This window comes from Actinoplanes sp. NPDC051861 (genome assembly GCF_040681145.1).
Classification (GTDB): Bacteria; Actinomycetota; Actinomycetes; order Mycobacteriales; family Micromonosporaceae; genus Actinoplanes.
Genome location: NZ_JBFAYE010000012.1, coordinates 137372 through 161022, shown reverse-complemented (window position 1 = coordinate 161022; position 23651 = coordinate 137372). Strand labels below are relative to the sequence as shown.

The window sequence follows — 23651 nt, the reverse complement described above, 5'->3', positions numbered from 1 at the left end:
GGATAAGTGATCAGCCGACCGGCACCGCGTACGGCATGCCGGTCACCGGTTCGCCGCCGGCGGACAGGGCCGCGGCGATCGCGGCGGCGGCCGGCGGGTAGGCCAGCTCGCCGAGGCCGCCGATCGGGGCGTCCGAGTCCACGATGACGACGTCGACGGCCGGGCAGTCGGTGATCCGGGCCCAGGCGTAGTCACGGAACGACGACTGGACCACGGCGCCGTCACGGACGGTGATCTGGGCGCCGAGCACCGTGGACAGCGCGTCCATCACCCCGCCCTCGACCTGGGCGACGACACCGGACGGGTGCACCGGGACGCCGACGTCCACGGCCGCGGTCACCCGCAGCACCCGGCGGGCGGCGGGGTCGGCGCTGACCAGCACCGCGATGGCCGAGCCGTAGTCGAGGTGACAGGCCACGCCCAGCGCCGGGCCGTGGCGGCCGGCCGCGACGTCGAGGACCCGGCGCAGGCGCGAATCCGCGGGCAGCAGCCGCCGCCGGAACTCCACCGGGTCGTGGCCGCCGCGCCGGGCGAGCTCGCTGAGGAAGCACTCCTCGGCGTAGCCGAACTGACCGGCGTAGACGGCCCGCCAGAACCCGGTGCGCAGCGGCGCGGGACGGAGGGTCACGGTCACCTCGCCGGGTACGGCGTACGGAAAGTGATCACCGCTGGCCCGCACCACGGCCGGGTTGCTGAACACCGGCACCACGGTCAGCGGCCACGTCGCCACCTGATGGACGCGCCCGACCGGCATCCCGGACGCGTCGAGACCTGCGGTGAGGCGGTGCACGGACATCGGCCGATACGAGTCGTGCCGGGTGTCGTCGGCGCGCGTCCAGCGTACGGTGACCGGCTCTTCCACCACCCGCGCACATGCCACCGCTTCGAAAACCGCATCCGGCTCGATGCGGCGCCCGAAGCCGCCGCCGGCGAGCGTCGCCTCGATGAGCACCTGAGCCTCCGGCAGCGCCAGCTGCCGGGCCAGCAGCGTACGCAGGCCGCCGGGGTCCTGCACCGGCGCCCAGACCCGGACCCCCGACGCGGTGACGTGCGCGGTCGCGTTCATCGGCTCCATCGCGGCGTGCGCCAGCAGCGGCAGCCGGTAGACCCGCTGATGACCGAATTCGCCCAGCGGCGGCGGTGGTGGCAGCGCGGCCCCGAGATCGTCCAGCCAGGCGCGGCTGTCGGCGGCCGGCGTCCCACCGGTCCAGGTCACCGTGAGCCGGTCCCGTCCGCGCAGCGCCGCAGCGGTGTTCCGCGCTATCACGGCCACGCCGCCCTGCCCTGCGCCCGGCGGCACGAGCGTGACCACGGCGACCACATCCGGCACGGCCCTGGCCGCGGCGTCGTCGACCGTGCCGACCTGCGCTCCGATCCAGGGCGGCCGGGCGACCACGGCGACCAGCGCGCCGGCCGGTGCCGACTCGGCGCCGTAGCGGGCCCGGCCGGTCACGATGTCGCGCGCGTCGGAGCGGCCCGCGCTGGTTCGCCCGATGAGTCGCCACTTCTCCGGTGGCGTGAGTGTCACCGGGACCGACGCGGGGTCGATGGCCGAAGCCGCGCCGACCAGCGCGCGGTAGGGGAGCCGCCGGTGCCGTGGATGCTCGACGTGACCGCTTCGGGCCACACACTCGGATACCGGCACCTGCCACTTCGCGGCCGCGGCGGCGATCAGGAGGCACCGGGCGGCCGCCGCGGCCTGACGCAGCGGCGCCGCGAGCTGACGACTCGACGTCGAGTTCTGCACACCCTGCGGCCCGAACGTCGCCGGATCGCCCGGCGCCTGCTCCAGGGTCACATCCTCGACCTCGACGGCCAGTTCCTCGGCGATCAGGACCGCGGCCATCGTCCGTACCCCCTGGCCGGTGTCCGGTTTCGGGACAGTCGCGATCACCCGGCCACGCGGGTCGACGCGGACGAACACCGTGGGAGCCAGCGGTGACGCGGCCGGGACCGGGACCGGGACGACCAGCGACCCCGCTGCCGCGCCCAGCAGGGTCCGCCGCGTGATCACCGCTCACCTCGCGCGATCTCCGCGGCCCGGTTCACGGCCGCCCGGATCCGCGGGTAGGTCCCGCACCGGCAGATGTTGTCCCGCAGCGCCGCGTCGATCTGCGCGTCGTCCGGGTCGGGATGCTCGGCCAGCAGCGCCACCGTCGCCATGATCTGCCCCGCCTGGCAGTAGCCGCACTGGGCCACGTCCAGCTCCAGCCACGCGCGCTGCACCGGATGATCGCGCAGGCCCTCGATCGTCGTGATCCGCACGCCGGTGGACGCGTCCACACTCCGCACGCAGGGCCGCTCGGCCGCGCCGTCGATCAGTGAGACGCAGGCACCGCACGCTCCGACGCCGCATCCGTAGCGGGGCCCGGTCAGCCCGAGCTCCTCACGCAGCGCCCAGAGCAGCGGCGTGTCACCGGGGACGTCCACCACCCGCCGCCTGCCGTTCACGTGCAACCGGTATCCGCCCACCCGCTGCCCCCATCGATGGTCGCTAATCGCTCAGCATGCTGAATATACTGCTGCCGTGGTCCGAAGCGAGCGTGCTCTACTCCTCGGCGTGCCCGCAGTCGCCTTGCTGACCGGCCTGGTCTGGCTGCTCGGTCAGAGCCTGCACGGCGTCACGCTGCTGCCCGATCAGGGCGCGAGCTGGTACTACTGGAAGCTCCCCGAGCCGACGGCCTGGACCAGGCTTTCTGCATGGCTGGGCTATGCGGCCCACCAGATCCTGTCGTGGGGTTTCATCTGGTACGCGCAAACGCGCGTCAAGCGCTACTCGAGCGGCCTCAAACCGATCAACCTCCTGGCGATCGCGATGAACCTGGCCTTCATCGCCCTGCACGCCGCGCAGACGCGGGTCTTCTACGACGGCCTCGCCCAGGACGTCTCGATCTTCAGCTCGCAGGGCTCCGTGGTCCTGCTGCTCGTGGTCGTCCTGCTGATGGAGAACCGGCGCCGCGGCCTGGCCGCCGGCAAACGAGCACCCATCCCCGCCACGGTGACCGATTTCGCCCGCCGCTATCACGGTTACCTGTTCAGCTGGGCCGCCATCTACACGTTCTGGTACCACCCGATGGAGGCCACCAGCGGGCACCTCATCGGCTTCTTCTACATGTTCCTGCTGCTGTTGCAGAGCAGCCTCTTCCTCACCACCGCCCACACGAACCGCTGGTGGACCGTCACCCTGGAACTGCTCGTCGTCGTCCACGGCACTCTCGTCGCCTGGATGAACTCCGGCCCGCACGGCGCCTGGCCCAAGTTCCTGTTCGGCTTCCTGGCCGTCTTCGTCATCACGCAGATGCACGGGCTGGGCCTGGGCACCCGTACCCGGTGGCTGCTTTTCGGGGTCTATCTGACGGCCCTGATCGCCGTCTTCTCGTGGCACGGCCTCGACCGCGTCCACGAGGTCCTGCGCATCCCGATGGCCGAGTACCTGCTCCTGGCCGTCCTGACCCTGCTGATCTGGCCGTTCACCCTGCTCGCCCGCCGTCGCCACCCGGCCGGCCGGGAACGGAGCCGGAGGCGCTGAAACCGCGCTGAATCCGCGCTGATCCGCCGGGCCGGCAGCCCGCGGGCATGACCTCGGCGATCGAACGGGCGAGCGCTGCGCCACGCCCTGCTCCCCGAGCGTAGGGATCCGTTGACGTGTTACCGCTGGATGGTTACGTTAACATCCCCGAAACGCATCGACTTCTGTCTTTGCGTCACATCCCCGCCAGAAAGGCCGCGCGATGAGAGTTGGACGGATTGGGGCCGGCGCCTTGCTGGTCGCAGCCCCGTTGGTGGTCCCGGGAACCGCGCCCGCGCAAGCGGCGACGAGCAGCTTCCGTGGCGTCAACTGGGCCGACGAACGTGACAACTTTGTGAACGACATCCTGGTGCTGGGCGGGCTCAGCACGTCCGGCAGCTACGCCACCTCCCGCACCAACCAGCAATGGAGTCGGGTGACGTCATGAGAAAAGCGATCTCAGCACTGATCTTGCTTGCGGCCCTCCTGGTGGCGCCGGCGAAAGCGGAAGCCGCCGCCGTGACGATCACCAACGGGACTCAGTTCAGCGACACGAGCGGGAACCCCGTACACGCTCATGGCGGTGGTGTTCTGAAGGTCGGCACGTATTACTACTGGTTCGGCGAGAACCGCAACGCCGACAACACCTTCCGCGCGGTCTCCGTCTATCGCTCGACGGACCTGCGCAACTGGGAGTTCCGCAACAACGTGCTGACCCCGGCGGCCGCGAGCGAGCTGCAGGGCGCCAACATCGAACGGCCCAAGGTCATCTACAACGCCTCCACCGGCCGCTACGTCATGTGGATGCACAAGGAGAACGGCGTCAACTACAGCGAGGCCCGTGCCGCCGTGGCGTCCTCCGCGACCGTTGACGGGACGTACACGTATCACGGCAGTTTCCGGCCGCTCGGCACGCACATGTCGCGGGACATCACGCTCTACAACGACGGTGGCACGGCGTACATGATCTCCGCCGCCGACGAGAACTACGACCTGCACATCTATCGGCTCACCGCCGACTACCTGAACGTGGCCTCGCTGGTCGGCAACTTCTGGAACGACGCGCACCGCGAGGCGCCCGCGATGTTCAAGCGCGGCAGCACGTACTTCCTGCTCACCTCGGGCGCCACCGGCTGGAGCCCGAACCAGGCGAAGTACGCCACCGCGTCGTCGATCTCCGGGCCGTGGACCGGCTGGACGAACGTCGGCGACGGGACCACGTTCCGGTCCCAGCCGACGTACGTGCTGCAGGTCGGCAACAGCTACCTGTACATGGGTGACCGCTGGGCCGGCGCCTGGAGCGGGCCGGTCAACGACTCCCAGTACGTGTGGCTGCCGATCGGCTTCCCGTCGGCCACCAGCATGAGCCTGAGCTGGTACCCGACGATCACGATCGACGCGGCGGCCGGAACGGTCACGGGCAACCCGGTCACGTACTACCGGGTGACGAACCGCAACAGCGGCAAGGTCCTCGACGTGATCAGCTCGTCGGTCGCCGACAACGCCGAGATCAAGCAGTGGACCTGGAACAGCGGCGCCAACCAGCGCTGGGAGTTCCGCGACGTGGGCGGCGGTTACTTCAACATCGTCAACCAGAACAGCGGCAAGTGCCTGGACGTGGCAAGCGCCTCGACCGCTGACGGCGCGAACGTCATCCAGTACAGCTGCTGCTCCGGCACCAACCAGCAGTGGCAGTGGCAGTCCTATAACGGATATTTCCGGATTGTCGCGCGGCACAGCGGTAGGTGCCTCGATGTCGCCGGCTCCGGCACGGCGGACGGCACCGACGTCCAGCAGTACACCTGCTCGTCGGGGAACAATCAGCAGTTCTCCCGTACGTCCTAGAAAGTGACCGTAACCACGGACGGCCCGGCGGCGAACCGCCGGGTCGTTTGCTCATGTCGGCGGAACCGGGGTCGAAGGTAAGGCGGTTAACAAATCGGCGACCGGGGAGACGGATGAGCAGCGAAGTGTCGGCGCGGCCGCGCCCGGTCCGCGGCCCGGTCGGAGTGTGTGGCCTGCTGGCCCTGCTGTCGGCGGTGGTGTTCGTCGTCAACCTGGGCGAACTGCGCACGCCGGTCCTGGCCCTCTGGCTCGCCGCGCCGCTCGCCTCACTCGTCGGCCTGGGCTCGCTGCTGGCCGTCGCCCGGCGCGACGACCTGCCGCGCGCGACCCGCCGCTTCTACCGCCACCTGGCGATCGGCTGCGGCATGGCGTTCGTGGGCACCCTGATCAACACGTTCGACAGCGTGGTCCGGGGCATGCCCGCGTTCTACGTCTCGCCTGCGGCCGGCATCGCCTTCGCCGGCGCCATCGGCATCAACGTGTGGGCCATGGCCCGCCTGCCGCTGCGCCTCTCCGGCCCCGGCGAGGTGCTGCGCGCCGCGCTCGACGGCCTGGTCGTGCTGCTCGCCGCCGGCGCCTTCTCCTGGCACTACGTCACCCGCCCGATGGTCGAGGCGGCCGACTTCAGCGCGATGATGCTCGCCTCCGCCGCTCTGATCATGTGCCTCAACCTGCTGGCGCTGTTCGCCTTCGGCAAGGTCGCCCTGGCCGGCCGCGGTCACCTCGCCCGGGGCGTGCTCCCGACCCTCGCGTCCGCCATGCTGGTGGGCACCGTGCTCTCGTCGGGCCAGCGCCTCGTCATGGACAAGCCGTGGCTGGCCGCCGTCCAGCTCGCCATCCCGGTCGCCATGCTCTGCGCGGTGATCGCCGCCCGCACCCAGGTCCGCGCCGCCGTGTCGAGCCGCCCCGTCCGAGGCAACAGCCGCCGCCTGCCGGTGTGGCTGCCCTACCTGGCCATCGCCGCGGTGGACGCCCTGCTGGTCGGCCTGATCGCGACCGGCGACGCCGACGCGCTGCCGATGGCCGGCGTGGCCGTTGTCCTGACCGCCATCGTGGTGGCCCGCCAGCAGTCCGTGTTCCGGGAGAACGCCGGCCTGGTCGCCCGCCTCGACCACGGTGCCACCCACGACACGCTGACCGGCCTGCCGAACCGGGCCCTGTTCACCGAGCGCCTCGACGAGGCCCTCGCCGCCGACGACGCGGACCGCCCGGTCAGCGTCGCCCTGATCGACCTCGACGACTTCAAGACCGTCAACGACACGCTCGGGCACGGCATCGGCGACGCGCTGCTGGTCGCCGTCGCGGAACGCCTCACCGTCACGATCCGCAAGGAGGACACGGTGGCCCGGCTGGGCGGCGACGAGTTCGTGGTCGTGCTCGACGGCATCGACCCGGAGGCCGCCGAGGCCGCCGCCCACCGCATGATCGCCGCGCTGGCCGAGCCGGTCGTCGCCCAGGGCCACGAACTGCTGGTCCGCGCGAGCATCGGCCTGGCCGACGGCCACGCCGGCGAGGACGCCGCCGACCTGCTGCGCCGCGCCGACATCGCCATGTACGCCGCGAAGCACGGCGGCGGCAGCAACGTCGAGCGCTACACCGAGGGCATGGCCGTCTCGATCGCCGACACCGCCGCCCTGGGCGCTCAACTCCAGCACGCCATCACCGACGGCCAGCTGTTCCTGATGTACCAGCCGATCGTCGCCCTCGACGGCGGACGCCTGCGCGGCGTCGAAGCCCTGGTCCGCTGGGCCCACCCGCTGCAGGGCATCGTCCCGCCCGTCCAGTTCATCCCGGTTGCCGAACGCACCGGCCTCATCGTCCCCCTCGGCGACTGGGTCCTCCGCGAGGCCTGCCATCAGCTCGCCGCCTGGCGCGACGAACTCGGCGAACGCGCACCCGGCGTCCTCAACGTCAACGTCAGCGCCCGCCAGCTGCGCGACCCCGGCTTCGTCGACCGCGTAGCCGCCATCCTCGCCGAGACCGGCCTGCCCCCGCACCGCCTCACCCTGGAGATCACCGAGAGCACGGCGGTAGCCCTCGGCGAAGCGGTCACCCGCCTGGACGACCTGCGCCGCATGGGCATCCGCATCGCTCTCGACGACTTCGGCACCGGCCAGTCGACCCTCACGCTCCTCCACGAACTCCCCGTCGACCAGCTGAAGCTCGACCGCTCCTTCACCCAGGGCACGGACACGAGCCGCCGCGACACGATGCCGGCCGCGGTCATCGCGCTGGCGGACGCGGTGGGCCTCGACCTGGTCGCGGAAGGGGTGGAGAACGAGGACCAGGCGGCCCGCTTGGCGGATCTGGGATATCAGCACGCGCAGGGTTATCACTTCGCGCGGCCGCTGCCGGCGGCGGCGATCGGGGAGATGGTGGTCACGCAGGGCGTTTCGGTCCCGGCCGTTTCCTGATTTTTCCGGTACGCGCTACGCGAACCGCCCTTCCTGGACCGCGACCAGCCTGCCACTCAAGGCCGATGCGCCCCTGCTGGGCTTTCCCGGCGGGTCACCCACCACGCCGCCCACCACCTATCCCAGCGCCCGCCTCGCTTCTCCTCGCGTCCGCCTCGCATTTCCCTGCGTCCGCCTGGCTTCTCCTGGTGTCCGCCTGCTTTCCGGGCGCCCGCGCCGCTTCCTTCCGGCGGTCGCGCAGCCTGCTCCGGGCGGCGGCCGGCGCGGCTCGTCGCGGCGGTGGCCCTGCCGCCCTGTGTCTTGCAGCAGCCACCCACGCCCCAATAGCGATAGTCGCCGCGCCTTCAGTCCCCGCCACATCGTCCCCGGCTTCTGAGGAGGGTGAGGCGCGCGCTGAAGAGTCCCCGGCTGGCGCTGGCTCAGGTTTCGTGGCCGTGGAGACCTGCGTCGTTGCCAGCTGGGGTAGTTCAGCTGGCGGTGCGGCAGGTTCTGCCGGCCGGACTCCACGCGAACCGGATGGCCGCAGATGACTGCCCGGTGTGTGGTGACCGCTCAGCGGGCGGTTGCGAGAGGGCGCAGGCTGAGTGGTCGGTGTTTCCGGAAGCGTCAAGCAGCTAGCGCGAGCTTTTCTGCCGGTTTGTGCTGGTAGGGGGTGCCGGTGCGGAGCATGGCGTGCAGGACGTCGACGCGGCGGCGTGCAAGGCAAATGAGGGCAGCGTTGTGTTTCTTGCCCTCAGCGCGTTTGCGGTCGTAGTAGGCCCGGCTGAGCGGGTCGGACAGGGCCGCGAACGCCGACAGGAAGAACGCGCGTTTGAGCTGCTTGTTGCCGCCCTTGGGTGGATGCTCACCGCGATGCTGGTGCCCGATCGCCGGGTCACGGGGGCCAGGCCGGCATAGGCGGCCAGATGGCCGGAGGTCGGGAACGCAGTGACGTCACCGACTTCGAGCAGGATCCGGGCTGCGGTCCTGACCCCGACGCCAGGCATCGAGATCAGGACCGAGGAGAGAGGGTGCGCATCAAGCATCTCCTCGACCTGGACGGCGACTTGGTCACGTTGTTTGAGCAGCTCCCGCAGGCTGTCGGCCATCCTCGGAGGATGGTCTCGGCCGCGGTGCTGCCAGGAACGACGACGGTCTGAGCGTGGAGGGCGGTGAAGATCTGCTCGACCAGGCGGGCACCCATCCGTGGAGCTCTGCTCTTGACGATCTCGACCAGTTTCGACCGGCCGGCCTTGCGCAACCCGGCCGGGCCGCCGCACCGCGACAGCAGTTCCAACACGGCGGGATGCTGCACTTTTGGGCCCAGCATCTTCTCCAGCGGTGGGTGGATCTGGGTCAGCGGGCCACGGATGCGGTTGGCGATGCGAGTTACCTTGCCGGCGAGGTCGTCGTCGTAGCCGACCAGCATCTCCAACTCGGCGAGAGTGTCGTCACCGGCATCGACCCGGCGCAGCGTGTGCGGCAACGTGCGGGCGGCATCCGCGATCACGTAGGCGTCGCGGGCGTCGGTCTTCGCCGTGCCGTGGTGCAGGTCGGCCAGGCGGCGCATGACCAGGCCGGGCAGGTAAGCGATCTGGTGCCCGCAGGCCCGGGCGACCGCGACAGGCAGGGCACCGATCGAGGCGGGCTGGTCGACCACGGCCAGGATCCGGCCGTGCCGGCCGAGCTTGTCGAACAGTTTCCTCAGCCCAGCCTCGGTATTCGGCAGCGCCGCGTCATGCAGCCGCTTGCCCGCCGGATCGAGCGCGACGGCACGGTGGTCGATCTTGCCGACGTCCAGGCCCAGGAACACGCCGTACTCGTCGGTCACGCTTTCGCCTCCCACGATGTCCATCATGGGCTCGGCCGCCTGTCAGAGCGTCGGACTGCCGGCAGCCACGTTACGGAGAGACCTACCCGAGGGGTGGCCGGGTCCCTATCAGCGGTCCGCCGACGCCACCCGGCCCGGCGACAACACCCCCCGGATCATGCGTACGACAGGGGCGGTAAGTCATACCGGACCGAGCGAACGAGCAATCCCCGGCTGGGGACGATCAAAAAGATAACGGTCGTCGGGTGACGAGGTGGCCGTCGGGAGGGGGGTCGTTGCGGCTCGGGTGAGCCCCTCGCGAGCCGTCACTCAGACCGCTGTCCGGGCCCCGAACGGCTGGCGGGTTCATGGCTGGGGAGCGGTGTGGAAGACCGGTCGGGGCGGGTGGGTGCGGAGCGGCCTGGTGGGGATTTGTGTGGCCGGGTAGCGATGTGGTGAGTGGCCGCGCCCGCCGAGACGAAGAGCGCCCCGAGCACCACCCACCCCGGCGTCCCGTGGGTGATGGCAGTCGCGGTTGTCAGGGCCGGGGCGAGGGCGGTGCCGGCGGCGAAGCCGGTCTGGCTGATGCCCTGGTAGGCGCCGGCTCGGCGGTGGTCGGCGAGTTCGAAGGCGAGTTCCCAGGCGCCGGCTTCGGAGAGGATCTCGCCGGCGGTGTGGGCGACCACGGCCAGGACCAGGAGAGTGACGGCGAGGAGCGCGGCGCCGTGGGCCGCGGCGGCGTAGAGGAGGCAGGACGCCAGCAGGAGGAGGGCGGCGAGCAGGACGGTGCGGCCGGCGGCGGGCACGTCGGGGACCAGGCGGGACGCGGGGATCTGGAAGAGGGTGACCAGGACGGTGTTCAGGACCAGGAGCAGGGCCACGGTGGCGGCGGGTGCGGTGGTGTGTGTGGTGACCCAGAGCGGCATCCCCACGGTGAGCAGGCCGAACTGCACGGTCATGACGCCGTTGAGAGCGGCGACGGTGACATAACGGCGGTCCCGTAGCGGTGAGCGCGGGGACACGGGCGGGGCCGGGTGCGGCGGCGTGGGTGGGATGGCTCGCAGCGGGAGCAGGGAGACGAGGACCAGGGCGGACGCGGCCAGCATCGCGATCGTGTAGGCGCGTGCGGTGCCCACGGTCAGCGCGATCGCGGCCAGGGCCGAGCCGAGGCCGACGAAGATGTTGGTGGCCACGCGGAGGCGGGCTCGGGTGGCCACGCGGTCCGGGCCGGTGAAGTGCTGTGCCAGCAGGGTTGCCTGGGCGGTGCGCTGGGCTGCCTGGGTCATCGCTGCCAGGCACGCTACAAGGCAAAACGCGATCAGCGTACGCGAAAAGCAGTAAACCGCGAGTGAAACGCCCTGGCCGGCCGTCGCCGCGATGAGCACGCCGCGCGCACCGAGAAGGTCACAGAGGCGGCCGGCGCCGAAGGCGGTGGCGATGCCCGCGCCGCCGGCGAGAGTGAGGACCGCGCCGACCGTGGCCGGGCTGAGGCCGATGACGGTGGTGAAGTAGAGCGCGCTGACCGCGAACAACACGCCCTTCGCGGTCGACGCGGCAGCCGTGGACAGGAGCAGGGCCCGGAGGAGAGGTGTCACGCGTCCGTTCTGCCAGGGCGGACCGGATCGCACGATCGATGTAGCGTAACGCTTCATGGTCGTGCGCTACGAGCTCGCCGGACGGGACCTTGCCGGGGTGCGGTTCGCCGTCTCGCCGCTCAACGAGCTCGTCCTGTCCCTGCACGCCTGGCGTGACCCCGGCCGCTACCCCGTGCACCTGCCCTGGATCCGGCGCCTGCGCGAGCAGCAGCACCGCCTCGACACGACCGCGCTGAACGCCCTGGTCAACGACGACCTCTGGACACCCGACTTCCTCACACCCCGGCCGAGGTCCCCGCTGACCCGCCTCGAGGACGAGCTGGCGATCGTGGCCTCCACACCGCCGGGCATCGTGCACCGCGATCTGGAGGTCCTGGGCGGAAGGCGGCAGAAGCCGAAGCTGGGCCGCGTCCTGGAAGCCCTGACCGGTTACTGGGACCTCTGCTTCGCACCGCACTGGCCGCGGATGCGAGCGATCCTCGAGGCCGACGTCACCTTCCGCGGCCGGGAGATCGCCCAGCGCGGCCTGGCCGCCATGTTCACCGGCCTGGCCGGCCGCGTCCGGCTCGACGGCGACGTCGTGGAGGTGCATGTGCGCTCGGACGTGCACTACACCCGGCCGGCGCGGGATGCGCTGACCCTGGTCCCGTCGCTCTGGACCAGCAGCGCCTCCGCGCCGATCCTGCCCGACGAGCCGCCGATGATCATCTACTTGGCGCGGGGGTGCGGAACACTCTGGGAGTCCCCGCCACTGCCCGCGCCGCGGGCGCTGGCCGGGATCCTCGGCTCGCACCGGGCCGGCCTGCTCCACGTTCTGGCCGAACCCGCCTCCTCCACCGAACTCGCCGTACGCCTCGACGTCACCACGACCGCGGTCAACCAGCACCTGCGGGCGCTCCGGGCAGCCGGCCTGCTGGTCAGCGCCCGCCACGGCCGCTCGGTCCTGTACCGGCGGACCGACCTGGGCGACCGCCTATGCGGTGCTGCCCCGGACGACCAGTGACGTGGCCAGCTCGATCCGGGTCGACTCCAGGCGCTCGCCGTTGACCAGGCGCAACAGGGTCCGCGTCGCCGCCACGCCCATCTCGTGCAGCGGCTGGCGAACCGTGGTCAGCGGTGGTGCCATCCACTCCGCGAAGTTCAGCCCGTCGAAGCCGACCACGCTCACGTCGCCCGGGATGCCGAGGCCGGCGCGGCGTACCGCCTCGTAGACCCCGGTCGCCTGCGCGTCGCTGCACGCGAAGATCGCGGTCGGGCGTTCCGGCAGGGCCAGCAGCGCCTGTGCCGAGGCGAGCCCGCCGTCGTGCTGGAAGCTGCTGTAGCGCACCAGGTGGCGGTCGGCGCCCAGGCCGGCCGACTCCAGCGCCGCGCGGTAGCCGGCGATCCGGGCCCGGGTGCACTGGAGCTGCTCGGGGCCGCCGATCACCGCGATCCGCCGGTGTCCCAGCTGGATCAGGTGCTCGGTGGCCGTGTATCCGCCGGCGAAGTTGGTGGCGCCGATCGACGGGATGTCCGGCGGCGGCTGGCTGACCCCGTCGACCACGACGAACGGCAGGTTGCGGCGGTCCAACTCGGCGCGCTGCTGCTCGGTCAGCTCGCTGAGCACCAGGATCGCGCCCTGGGAGCCGCGCGCCAGCAGCGACTCCAGCCATCGGCGGGTCAGTGACTGCCGGTTGTGGACCGAGGAGACGACCAGGCTCAGCCCGGCCTCCTCGACCACCTCCTCGACACCGGCCAGGATCGACAGGCCCCAGACGCTGTCCAGTTCGTTGATCACCAGGTCGATCAGGTCGGTGCGGCGCCCGGTCCGGCGGGCGGTGCGGGGCCGCTGATAACCGCGCTCGGCGAGCAGCCGCTCGATGGCCCGCCGCGTCGACGGTGACACGTCGGTGTGCCCGTTGAGCACCTTGGAGACGGTCGAGACGGCGACGTTGGCCTCCCGGGCGATCGCCGTGAGCGTCGGCTTCATGTTTCTCCCGAGTTTCGAAAAGTATTGCTGCCTGCCGATGCCGTGACGTGTGATCTGGCACGTTACACCGCTCCGAAACCCAGCGAAAGGTTTCGCAAACTCATGCGCATACGAGCTCTGTTCGCCGTCCTTGCCCTCTCCGTAACGGCAGCCTGCGGCACCGGCGGGCCCGGAACCGCCGACGACCCGGCCAAGGTGCAGGTCTGGGCCATCCAGGACGCGGCGGTCAACCCGATCGCCACCGCGAGCATCAAGGACTACAACACCGCCAGCGGCAACGCGGTCGCCCTGACCACCTACGTGAACGACGCCTACAAGCAGAAGCTGCAGGTGGCGATGGGTTCGCCGCAGGCACCGGACGTCTTCTTCAACTGGGGCGGCGGCAACCTCGCCCAGTTCGTCGAGGCCGGTCAGGTCGAGCCGCTCGACGACCTGCTCGCGAAGAACCCCGGCCTGGCCGACAGGTTCCTGCCCAGCGTCCTGGACGTCGGCAAGGTGGACGGCAAGCAGTACGGCCTTCCGATGATCGGTGTGCTGCCGGTCGTGCTGTTCATCAACAAGGACGTCTTCGCCAAGGCCGGTGTCCAACCGCCGAAGACGTACGCCGAGCTGCTCACCCTGATCGACACGTTCAAGGCCGAGGGCGTCACGCCGATCGCCCTCGCCGGTTCGCAGGGCTGGACCGAGCTGATGTGGCTGGAGTACCTGCTCGACCGGATCGGCGGTGCCGCCAAGTTCTCGGCGATCGCGTCCGGTCAGCCGGGCGCCTGGCAGGACCCGGCGGTGCTGAAATCCCTGGAGGAGATCCAGAACCTGGTGAAGCGGGGCGCGTTCGGGTCCAACTTCGCGTCGGTCAACTACGACAACCAGGGCGCGTCGAAGCTGTTCGCCACCGGCAAGGCGGCCATGCACCTGATGGGCACGTGGGACTACTCGGTGCAGAAGGACGCCAACCCCAAGTTCCTCAGCGACGGCAAGCTCGGGTACGTCGCCTTCCCGGCGTACGAGGGTGGAGCCGGTGACCCGAAGTCGGTCGTGGGCAATCCGAGCAACTACTACTCGATCAACGCGGCGTCCGGGAACAAGGGCGTGGCGGCGGACTTCCTCGCGAAGTCGCTGGCGTCGGAGGCGTACATCAACGGGCTGATCGACGCCGGGCAGGTGCCGGCGGTCAAGGGCATCGAGGCAGCGCTCACGAGGAAGCCGAACGCCGAGTTCACCACGTTCACCTACGACCTGGTGGCGCAGGCGCCCAGCTTCACCCAGTCCTGGGACCAGGCGCTCAGCCCGTCGGTCAGCGAGAAGATGCTGACCAACCTGCAGAAGCTGTTCCTCAACAAGATCACGCCGGCCGGCTTCGCCGCCGACATGGCCACCGCCAAGTGATCGCAGCGGCATCAAGGGAGCGGCCCGGGTTCGCCTGGGCCGCGCCCGCGGTGGTGTTCTTCTCCGCGTTCGGCATCCTTCCGGTGCTCGCCGTGGTCGCGCTCAGCTTCACCGAGTGGAACGGCCTCGGCGACCCCGTCTGGATCGGCGGCGCCAACTGGTCCGCGATGGCCGGGGACGCGGAACTGGTCAACGGCGTCACCACCACACTCACCCTGACCGTCGTCTCGTGGCTGGTGCAGACGCCGCTCGCGCTGCTGATCGGCGTGTGGGCGGCCGGGCCGCAGCGCAACCGCGCGGTGCTGTCGACGCTGTTCTTCCTGCCGCTGCTGTTCTCCACCGCGGCCATCTCGGTGACGTTCGTGTCGCTGCTCGACCCGAACTTCGGCCTGGCCGCGTCCGTCGGCGACGGCAACTTCCTCGGCGACCCGGACCGCGCGCTGTACGTGATCGCGTTCGTCATCGCCTGGCAGTTCGTGCCGTTCCACAGCCTGCTCTACCAGTCCGCGACCCGGCAGATCCCGCAGTCGCTGTACGAGGCGGCCTCGATCGACGGCGCGACGGGGGTGCGGCAGTTCTTCGACATCACACTGCCGCAGCTGCGCAACACGATCATCGCCTCGTCGGTGCTGATGCTGGTCGGGTCGCTCACCTACTTCGAGATGATCCTGCTGATGACGAACGGCGGGCCGGGCACCGCCACCCGGGTCCTGCCCCTGCACATGTACGCCAAGGGCTTCGTCGCCTTCGACATGGGTTACGCCAGCGCGCTGGCCGTCCTGCTCGTGGTCGCCGGCACCGCCCTGTCGATCGTCGTCGTCCGGTCCACCGGTTACCACCGGATGGCCAGCGACCGGGAAGGAGCCTGATGCGGCGGCCCTGGAATGTTCCGGCGGGAGTGGCGGCCACGATCTGGCTCGTGATCGTCGCCGTGCCGATCTACTTCGTGGTGATCACCGGGTTCCGGACCCAGGACGCCTATCTCGGACAGGGCCCGCTCGACCTGCCGACCGACCCGACTCTCGAGAACTACACCTCGCTGTTCGGGTTGGGCTTTCCCACGTACCTCATGAACAGCCTGCTCGTGACGGCCGGGACGATCGCACTCGTGCTCGCGGTCGCGCTGCCGGCGGCGTACGCAATCGTCCGCAACCCCGGCCCCGCGCTCAGGGTGAGTTTCGCCGTCTTCCTCCTGGGCCTGGCCGTCCCGGCGCAGGCTGTGATCGTGCCGATCTACCTGATCATCACAAGGCTTCAGATGTACGACAGCCTGGCCGCGATCGTGCTGCCCAGCGCCGCGTTCTCCCTCCCGATCGCGATCGTCGTGCTCACCAGCACGCTGCGCGACATCCCCGGCGAGCTGTACGAGGCGATGACCGTCGACGGCGCCACCACCCGGCGGGTCTTCACGCGTCTCGTCCTGCCGCTCGCCCGGCCCGGCCTGGTCAGCGTCGGCATCTTCGTCGGCCTGGGCGCCTGGAACGGTTTCCTCTTCCCGCTCGTGCTCACCCAGAGCGAGAACCAGCGCGTCCTGCCGCTCGGCCTGTGGAACTTCCAGAGCCAGTACGGCACCAACGTTCCCGGTCTGATGGCCGCCGTCGTGCTCTCCGCGCTGCCGGTCCTCGCCCTCTACCTGTTCGGCCGCCGTCACCTGCTCAGCGGCCTGGCCGCCGGCTTCGGCAAGTGAGGAACACTCAGTGATCATCTCGAACCCGGTGCTCCCCGGCTTCCACCCGGACCCGTCGATCCTGCGGGTCGGCACCGACTACTACCTCGCCACGTCGACGTTCGAGTGGTACCCGGGCGTCCGCCTGCACCACTCGTTGGACCTGGTCCACTGGCGCCCGCTCGGCGGTGTACTCACCGACCAGCTCGACATGACCGGCAACCCGGACTCGGGCGGCGTGTGGGCGCCCTGCCTGTCCTGGGCCGACGGTGTCTTCTACCTGGTCTACACGGATGTGAAGAGCTACTCCGGGTTCTGGGACACCCCGAACTACGTGGTCACCGCCACCTCGATCGACGGGCCGTGGTCGGAGCCGGTGCCGCTGCACGCCCGCGGTTTCGACCCGTCGCTGTTCCACGACGACGACGGCCGCAGCTGGCTGCTGTCCAACCGCACCGACTGGCGCCCCGGCCACCCGTGGGCCAACGGCATCATCGTCCAGGAGTTCTCCCGCGCCACCGGGCGCCTTGTCGGCCCCGTTTTCGACCTCTATTCCGGCACGGCTGCCGGGATGACCGAGGGACCACATCTGTACGCGAAGGACGGCTGGTACTACCTGATCACGGCCGAGGGCGGCACGGAGTGGTTCCATCAGGCGACTGTCGCCCGCTCCCGGTCGCTGCTCGGCCCTTACGAAACGGATCCCGGGACTCCGCTGCTCACGTCGGTGCACCGCCCGGACCTGACCCTGCAGAAGGCCGGACACGGCAGTCTCGTGTCGACCCCGGACGGCGAGTGGTACTTCGCCCACCTCGCCGGCCGGCCGCTCACCCCGCGCGGCCGATGCGTTCTCGGCAGGGAGACCGCCCTCCAACGCGTCGCCTGGACCGCCGACGGGTGGCCGCGCATCGACGGCGGCATCCCGCACGACGAGGTTCCCGGTCCTGACCTGCCGGCCCACCCCTGGCCGGACGAGCCGGAGACCGACGACTTCTCGTCACTCGGCCCGCATTGGAGCACCCTTCGCCGGGCTGCTCACTCCGACTGGATCGCTGTCGGCGGCGGCTCACTGCGGCTGGTCGGGGGACGGTCCGCCGGGGCCCTCTCCGGGGAGAGCCTGGTGGCCCGGCGTATCCAGCACCGCCGCGCGACCTTCGAGGCGACGGTGCTGTTCGAACCGGCCGGCTACCAGCAGATGGCCGGGATCACCGCGTATTACAACAGCCGCAACTGGTACTTCCTCCGTATCGGCTGGAATGAGGAAGCCGGCGCGATCGTCGACGTCCTGGCCTCCGACCGCGGTCGCGTCACGTTGATCGCACCGGCGGTTCCGGTCTCCGGCCCCACCCGCCTCCGCTTCGACCTCGACGGGGACGCGCTGCTCGCCTCCTGCGGCGACGTGGAGTGGGGGCCGTTCGACGCGGGCGTCCTCTCCGACGAACACGCCCGCGAATTCGACGGGAATGGTCCCCGCACGTGGGGGTTCACGGGGGCGTTCTTCGGCCTGTGGTCCCAGGACCTGACGGGTGGGGGCTTGCCGGCCACCTTCAGCGCCGCCACCTACAAACCCCAACCCTGACGCGGCCATGTGTCACCGCCGGGCCCCGGTCGCCGCCCGCCGCACGTCTCGGCACGCGACCGGACAGCCCGGCGGGGCGCATCGGCCTCATGTGGCAGGAACCCGAGCCGCCATTTCGCATAGCTGAACGTCGAATTGATCGGAATGGGTTGCGTTGTCGTTCAATCGACACCCATGGTGCCCCGCCCCCGGATTTAGCATGCGAAAAACACAACTCGGCCGGGACGGTACGCGATGGACACAGGAACTGTCGCCAATCAGTTCACGAAGGATCCAGGAACCGCCTTTCTTGAGATCATCCGAACCTCGCCCGAGCCGGTCTCGGCACGAGAGATCAAAAAGCGGCTGATCGACGCGGGCGCGAAGAAGGCCGACGTGGACCGGCGGTGGCCGGCCTTTCAGCGTGTGGTCAAACTGCACCCGCAGATCACCGCGGCCAACACCAGATACGGCTGGTCCGCCGACCCGCGATCGGCGCAGAGTTCCCTGACTGTGCTGGCCGGCAACCTGCTCGCGAAGCTGCCGCCGTGGCTCGCCCAGCCGCTGGTCCGAAACGTCGCATCCGCCGTCGACGGGGCCGAGTCCACCCATCGGGCCGGCAACGAGTTCGAACAGGCCCGCATGGTCGCCGCTCTCGCTGTCGCTGTCGACGTGCTGCATACACGCGGCGACACGATCGCCGAAGTGAGCAAGCTCTTCGCGGAGGAGACCAGGCGCAAGCGGCTGTGGCCGCTCGGCCGCCGGGGCGAGACCGTCGCGTTCGACCCGGTGTCACACGAGGCCGAAATGGACACGCCGGCACCTGGCGCCACCGTCCGGGTGGCCCGCCCCGGCTACGTCTGGCGCGGCGGCGGCGAGCCGGTCGTGGCCGCCAAAGCGATCGTCACCGTTTAGCGGCTGTCATGGCCCGGAAGAGCAAGAGGTTGGTCACCGCGAAGGATCAGTCGGTCGCCGCGCTGTTCGACAAGAGGTCGTTCATCCTCGACTACTACCAACGCGACTATGTCTGGGAGGAACCGCAGATCACGCGGCTGATGAACGATCTGTCGCGGAAGTTCCTGGCTCAGTGGAGCGATCGTCACTCGCTGCGGGACGTGAGCTCGTACGATCCTTATTTCCTGGGTCCCTACATCGTCTGCACAGCGGATGGCAGGACCTCACTGGTCGACGGCCAGCAACGGATCATCACGCTGTTGCTCCTGCTGATCTTCCTGAAACGGAAGGCGGAGACGACACCGCAAGCGCACAGCAAGGCCGCCCAGCTCTCCACCTTGATCAGGACGGACCGGTTCGGCCTGCAGACGTTCCGCGTGGACGTCGGCGAATACGCGGAATGCTTCAAAGCTCTGCTCGACGGGCGCGGGTACAACGTCGATGACGCGCCGCAGAACATCAAGCGCATTTGGCAGGCCTATGACCTGATCGAGGTGCACTTTCCCGTGGAGCTGGGCGGCGACGTGCTCGTCATGTTCATCGACTGGCTACTCTTCCGCGTGTCGCTAGTGGTGATGGACGCGGGCGACCGTGAGCGCGCGGAGGAGATGTTTCAATCGATCAACGACTGCGGTGTCCGGCTCTCGCCCATGGACCATCTCAAGCGGTTCCTCCTCAGCGACGCCGACCCGGATCCACGTGAGCTGGAGGGCACGTGGACCGCCATGGTGTCGGCTCTGGAGAACGTCGAGAAGGGTGCCGCGTTCGCCTATCTCAGGACGGTCTTCCGAGCCAGATTTCCCGAGGCCGCGCAACGGCCGGGCCCGAGTCTGAACGATGCCACCCACGTGTGGGTGCGGGTGCGTGCGGACGAAATCTGGCCCGATCCGAAGACCGACGGCCCGGCCCGCTTTCTGACGGAGGTGCTCTATCGGTTCCACAGCCTCTACATCACCCTGTTGCGAGCGCGGTCCGAGACGAATCCGTACGTGCCAGCCGTTCGGTACAACGCGTTCCACGGCATCACCGAACAGTTCGACCTGACGTTCGCGGCGCTGCGGCCGGATGACTCGAAGGAGGTGCGGGAGCAGAAGGCGGGCAAGGTCGCCGCCTTCCTCGACCTCTTCTACGTGACGCAGACACTCTATGACGAACGAGTGGACCAGAAGCACGTCGATGAGCTAGTGGCAGAGGTCATGCCGGCGGTGCGGCTCACAGAATCGGTCGAGGAGCTGGGTCGCGCGCTTGGAAAGCACGCCGCCGACTGGCCCGCCCGGCTGGAGCGCATTCCGGAACTCAGCTACGGCGCCAACCGGCGGTTCGTGCACTACGTGCTGACACGCCTCACGGCCTGGGTGGAGCGGGGAGCGACGGGCGGCGAGTACGACCCCACCGATCGATTCCTCCGGCATCGGCCGGGCGAGCGCGACTTCGAGATCGAACATCTCTTCACGAGCACAGCTTCGAGGTATGCGCACAAGGAGCCGAATGCCCGCTACTACGGCCATCTGCGCAATCGAATCGGTGCTCTTCTTCTGCTCGATGGGCTGGACAACGGAAGTTACGGCGGGATGCTTCTCGAAGACAAGCTGATGATGTATCGAAAGGACACCCGGCTGGCCGGGATGATCAATCCGGACTTCTTCTACAGGGGAAACGTCAAGCTTCGCGAGTTTCTCCGTTTCCGGGGACTGCTTCAGATGGTCCCCACCTACGACAGCGGCACCGCGCTCGAACCGTTCATCGACGCGCGCGGGCGCTTCTACCGTGAGATGGCGAAGAGGATCTGGAGCTTGGAGACCCTCGGCCTCGCGCCGGATTCCGTACCCGGACCGGCAGCGACTGCAACGGGGAAACGGACTCACTACGGGGTCCGGTTCCAGGACCTGGTGCAGGCGAGATTCGTCGCGCCGGGCGACCGGCTGGTCGGCCACCGGCGCAACGAGTCGTTTCACGCACGTGTCCGCCCGGACGGCAACCTCGAGACCGCATCCGCCCCCGGCGCTGTCTCGCCCGCTGTCGCTCCCTCGCTCAGCAAGGCGATGGAGAACGCGGGTGCCGGGGGCGGCAACGGCTGGTCCTTCTGGCAGGTCGAGCGCACCGGCGAGCGGCTAGACAGCGTACGGCAGCGTTACCTCAATCAGTCCGGGCAGTAGCGCGGCCGCTTCAGGGGAGAAGCTGGACCATAGTGCGGCCCGCGCGCCGGGCCGGGGTCGTGAAAGCGTCGGGGGCCCCGTCGAGGGTGACGGTCCGGCCGATGAGGCTTCGGAGGCGGCCGGTGCGGACCCGGGTGGCGATTTCGGCCAGCTGGGGCCGGCTCGGCTCGACGACGAAGAAGGCCGTGCGGCCCTGGTCAGGGGATACCGGGACCGGCTCGGCCACGGAGACCAGGATGCCGCCGGGGCGCAGTAGTGCGGCGGAGCGACGGGCGATGTCGCCGCCGAAGACGTCGAACACGACGTCGAACGGGCCGGCCTCCTCGAGGTCGCCGTTGCCGAGGTCGGCGAAGGAGTGCGCGCCGAGTTCGAGGGCGATGTCGCGGTGCGCGGCCCGGCCGGTGCCGATCACGTGGGCGCCGTGTTCGCGGGCGAGCTGGGTGACGAACGAGCCGACACCGCCCGCGGCACCGTGGACGAGGATCGTCTGCCCGGTGCGCAGGCCGGCGTGTTCGAACAGGCCCTGCCAGGCGGTGAGCCCGGAGATCGGCAGGCTCGCCGCGGTGACGTGGTCGATGTCCGCGGGCAGCGGTGCCAGGTTGCGGGCCTCGACGGCGACCAGTTCGGCGAGGGAGCCGTCGCGGGTCCAGTCCGCGAACCCGAAGACCCGCTGGCCGACGGTGAGCCCGGTCGTGCCGTACCCGAGCTCGGTGACGATCCCCGAGAGTTCGTGCCCGGGGATACTGGGGGTACGGTCGCGCCCGGCCCGATCGGTCCACGTCGACGGCCAGGACAACTCGCCCGTGGTGAAGCCGGACGCGTGCACGCGGACGACGACGTCGTTCTCGGCGGCGTGCGGGTCGGGCTGCTCGCTGACGGTCATTCCGGCGGTGCCCGCGTTCCGGTCGGTGACGACGACGGCTCTCACGATCGGTTCCCTTCGGTTGGTGTTGACGGTCGACTGACGACGCCGGGCGGCCGTGTGTGAGGCTGCATGTCGTGCGTCACAACCAGGAGGTCTCCGATGCGCGCCGTCATCTGATGGCGGTCGCCTTCCGGATGCTCGGAACGGTCACGGAGGCGGAGGACGCCGTCCAGGAGGCGTACGCCCGGTGGTATCGGCTCGAACCCGGCGAGCGCGCGGCGATCGAGGTCCCGGCCGCGTGGCTGACACGCGTGACGAGCCGTGTCTGTCTCGACATGCTGGGCTCCGCGCGGGCGCGGCGGGAGACCTATGTCGGCCCGTGGCTGCCCGAGCCGGTGCCCGCCTCGGCGTTTCCGGTGAGCGCGCCGGCGGACCCGCTCGACCGGGTCACTCTCGACGAGACGGTGAGTTCGGCCCTGCTCGTGGTGCTGGAGTCGATGACCCCCGCCGAGCGGGTGGTGTTCGTGTTGCACGACGTCTTCGCGGTCCCGTTCGCGGAGATCGCGGAGACGGTGAGCCGGTCACCGGCGGCGTGCCGGCAGCTGGCCGGTTCGGCCCGTAAGCGGGCGCGCGAGACGGCCGGCCGTTTCGTGACTCCGGGTGAGCACGTGAGGGTCGTCCGTGCCTTCGGTGTGGCCGCCCGTTCCGGGGACCTGGCCGCCCTGATCCGGACCCTGGACCCGGGTGTCGTGCTGCGCTCCGACGGTGGCGGCAACGCGCGGGCCGCGCTGAACCCGGTGTACGGCGCGGACCGGGTGGCCCGGTTCTTCGCGGGGGTCCTCGCCCGGCGGCCCGAACTGCGGCTGGAGGATCATCCGACCAGCGACGGTCCGGGCCTGGCCATGCGGGAGGACGGTCAGGTCGTCGGCATGGCGACGTTCGAGGTCGCGGGCGGCATCACCGCGGTTCGGCTGATGCTGAACCCGCGCAAGCTGACCCTCTGGAACTAGATCTTGCGGGTCCTCTCGTACAGTTCGGCGGCCTTGTCGATCAGTTCGGTGATGTCGCGGGTGGCCGCCGGGAGGGTCACGTAGACGTGGTCGACGCCGAGTTCGGCGAGGGCGGCCACGTCCCCGGCCAGCTGGGCGATGTTGCCGGTGTAGGGGCGGCGCGGGTTCTCGGTGGACTCGGTGAGGTCGCCGGTGCCGATCTGGACGGTGCAGGTCAGTGCGGCGGGATCGCGGCCGTTGTCCTCGGCCGCGCGGCGCAGACCGGCCAGGATGGTGGCCACCTGAGCGGGCGGGATGCCGGTGGCCACCCAGCCGTCGGCGCGGCGGGCCACGCGGGCCAGGGCTCGTTCGCCGCTGCCGCCCAGCAGGACCGGGATGCGGCGGGCCGGCTTGGGGCCGATGGACGACGGCGCGGCGGTGTAGCGCTTCGTCTGGAAGCTCACCGGGTCCGGGCCCCAGACCTCGGCGGCGATGTCGAGGAAGTCGTCCAGGGCCCGGCCGCGTTCGGTGAGCGGGACCGGGCCGACGGCGGCGAACTCGTCGGGGGACCAGCCGGAACCCAGACCGGCGACGACCCGGCCGCCGCTGGCCGCGTCCAGGGTGGCGAGTTCGCGGGCCAGGCGCAGCGGCACGTGCAGCGGGACGACCAGGACGCCGGTGGCCAGTTCGATCCGCGAGGTGACGGCCGCCGCCATGGAGAGCGTGACCAGCGCGTCCGCCACACCCTGATAGACGCCGGGCCAGGGCAGTCCGGGAACGCCGTAGAGACCGTGCGGGCCACTCTGGTCCTCGGGCACCAGGACCCGCTCGAACGCCCACACGCTGTCGAAGCCGATCTCCTCGAACGCCCGGGCGGCCGCGATCACGTCCGCGCCGGGCGTGTAGTGCTGGAACTGGGGCAGGCTCACTCCGAGTTTGACCATGGGGTCACGATTC

At 70.0% G+C, this 23651-nt stretch carries 17 protein-coding genes and 1 pseudogene; 11 read left to right on the top strand and 7 right to left on the bottom strand.

Going from position 1 to position 23651, the window contains the following annotated elements:
• Positions 1-10: 10 nt before the first annotated feature.
• Complete coding sequence (locus AB0M02_RS28265; protein WP_364231984.1) at positions 11-2014, bottom strand: molybdopterin cofactor-binding domain-containing protein; 2004 nt, start codon at positions 2012-2014, stop codon at positions 11-13.
• The gene (locus tag AB0M02_RS28260; RefSeq protein ID WP_364231981.1) at positions 2011-2451 is read right to left on the bottom strand and encodes a (2Fe-2S)-binding protein; all 441 of its coding nucleotides are present in this window, start codon (positions 2449-2451) and stop codon (positions 2011-2013) included. Before AB0M02_RS28260 ends, AB0M02_RS28265 begins: the two co-directional genes overlap by 4 nt.
• Before the next feature lie 76 nt (positions 2452-2527).
• Here AB0M02_RS28260 and AB0M02_RS28255 point away from each other — a divergent pair, with 76 nt between their 5' ends.
• The 3 genes from AB0M02_RS28255 to AB0M02_RS28245 all read left to right on the top strand — a co-directional run bounded on the left by AB0M02_RS28255 (position 2528) and on the right by AB0M02_RS28245 (position 7767).
• The gene (locus tag AB0M02_RS28255) at positions 2528-3529 is read left to right on the top strand and encodes a hypothetical protein (protein WP_364231979.1); all 1002 of its coding nucleotides are present in this window, start codon (positions 2528-2530) and stop codon (positions 3527-3529) included.
• 423 nt (positions 3530-3952) lie between these two features.
• Positions 3953-5353: an RICIN domain-containing protein gene (locus tag AB0M02_RS28250; RefSeq protein WP_364231977.1), complete on the top strand. Its 1401-nt coding sequence runs from the start codon at positions 3953-3955 to the stop codon at positions 5351-5353.
• Positions 5354-5466: 113 nt separating this feature from the next.
• Entirely contained in the window at positions 5467-7767 is a 2301-nt protein-coding gene (locus tag AB0M02_RS28245) for a bifunctional diguanylate cyclase/phosphodiesterase (RefSeq protein WP_364231974.1), read from the top strand.
• A 606-nt stretch (positions 7768-8373) separates the two neighbouring features.
• On the opposite strand, the pseudogene AB0M02_RS28240 reads toward AB0M02_RS28245, so the two are convergent.
• Positions 8374-9601 (bottom strand): annotated as a pseudogene (locus tag AB0M02_RS28240) (IS110 family transposase).
• A gap of 281 nt (positions 9602-9882) precedes the next feature.
• Positions 9883-11151 carry an MFS transporter gene (locus AB0M02_RS28235; RefSeq protein ID WP_364231971.1) on the bottom strand — a complete coding sequence of 423 codons (1269 nt, stop codon included), beginning with the start codon at positions 11149-11151 and terminating at the stop codon, positions 9883-9885.
• A gap of 55 nt (positions 11152-11206) precedes the next feature.
• Between AB0M02_RS28235 and AB0M02_RS28230 the strand changes: the two genes are divergently transcribed.
• The gene (locus tag AB0M02_RS28230; protein ID WP_364231968.1) at positions 11207-12154 is read left to right on the top strand and encodes a DUF5937 family protein; all 948 of its coding nucleotides are present in this window, start codon (positions 11207-11209) and stop codon (positions 12152-12154) included.
• Here AB0M02_RS28230 and AB0M02_RS28225 read toward each other — a convergent pair.
• The gene (locus AB0M02_RS28225; protein ID WP_364231965.1) at positions 12125-13120 is read right to left on the bottom strand and encodes a LacI family DNA-binding transcriptional regulator; all 996 of its coding nucleotides are present in this window, start codon (positions 13118-13120) and stop codon (positions 12125-12127) included. The two genes, AB0M02_RS28230 and AB0M02_RS28225, sit on opposite strands and share 30 nt — an antisense overlap.
• Before the next feature lie 102 nt (positions 13121-13222).
• Between AB0M02_RS28225 and AB0M02_RS28220 the strand changes: the two genes are divergently transcribed.
• The 6 genes from AB0M02_RS28220 to AB0M02_RS28195 all read left to right on the top strand — a co-directional run bounded on the left by AB0M02_RS28220 (position 13223) and on the right by AB0M02_RS28195 (position 20840).
• Positions 13223-14506: an extracellular solute-binding protein gene (locus AB0M02_RS28220; RefSeq protein ID WP_364231963.1), complete on the top strand. Its 1284-nt coding sequence runs from the start codon at positions 13223-13225 to the stop codon at positions 14504-14506.
• Positions 14503-15375 (top strand): sugar ABC transporter permease, encoded by an 873-nt coding sequence (locus AB0M02_RS28215; protein WP_364231960.1) that lies wholly within the window; start codon positions 14503-14505, stop codon positions 15373-15375. Before AB0M02_RS28220 ends, AB0M02_RS28215 begins: the two co-directional genes overlap by 4 nt.
• Entirely contained in the window at positions 15375-16193 is an 819-nt protein-coding gene (locus tag AB0M02_RS28210) for a carbohydrate ABC transporter permease (RefSeq protein WP_364231958.1), read from the top strand. Before AB0M02_RS28215 ends, AB0M02_RS28210 begins: the two co-directional genes overlap by 1 nt.
• A gap of 10 nt (positions 16194-16203) precedes the next feature.
• Positions 16204-17751: a glycoside hydrolase family 43 protein gene (locus AB0M02_RS28205; RefSeq protein WP_364231955.1), complete on the top strand. Its 1548-nt coding sequence runs from the start codon at positions 16204-16206 to the stop codon at positions 17749-17751.
• Between the two features lie 234 nt (positions 17752-17985).
• The gene (locus AB0M02_RS28200; protein ID WP_364231953.1) at positions 17986-18645 is read left to right on the top strand and encodes a hypothetical protein; all 660 of its coding nucleotides are present in this window, start codon (positions 17986-17988) and stop codon (positions 18643-18645) included.
• 29 nt (positions 18646-18674) lie between these two features.
• On the top strand, positions 18675-20840 hold the full coding sequence (locus AB0M02_RS28195; protein WP_364231951.1) for a DUF262 domain-containing protein: 2166 nt from the start codon (positions 18675-18677) through the stop codon (positions 20838-20840).
• 10 nt (positions 20841-20850) lie between these two features.
• On the opposite strand, the gene AB0M02_RS28190 is transcribed toward AB0M02_RS28195, so the two are convergent.
• Entirely contained in the window at positions 20851-21768 is a 918-nt protein-coding gene (locus tag AB0M02_RS28190; RefSeq protein ID WP_364231949.1) for an NADP-dependent oxidoreductase, read from the bottom strand.
• A 71-nt stretch (positions 21769-21839) separates the two neighbouring features.
• Between AB0M02_RS28190 and sigJ the strand changes: the two genes are divergently transcribed.
• Positions 21840-22715 (top strand): RNA polymerase sigma factor SigJ, encoded by an 876-nt coding sequence (gene sigJ / locus AB0M02_RS28185; protein WP_364231946.1) that lies wholly within the window; start codon positions 21840-21842, stop codon positions 22713-22715.
• On the opposite strand, the gene AB0M02_RS28180 is transcribed toward sigJ, so the two are convergent.
• Positions 22712-23638 carry a TIGR03619 family F420-dependent LLM class oxidoreductase gene (locus tag AB0M02_RS28180; protein WP_364231943.1) on the bottom strand — a complete coding sequence of 309 codons (927 nt, stop codon included), beginning with the start codon at positions 23636-23638 and terminating at the stop codon, positions 22712-22714. The genes sigJ and AB0M02_RS28180 overlap by 4 nt on opposite strands.
• Positions 23639-23651: the final 13 nt, after the last annotated feature.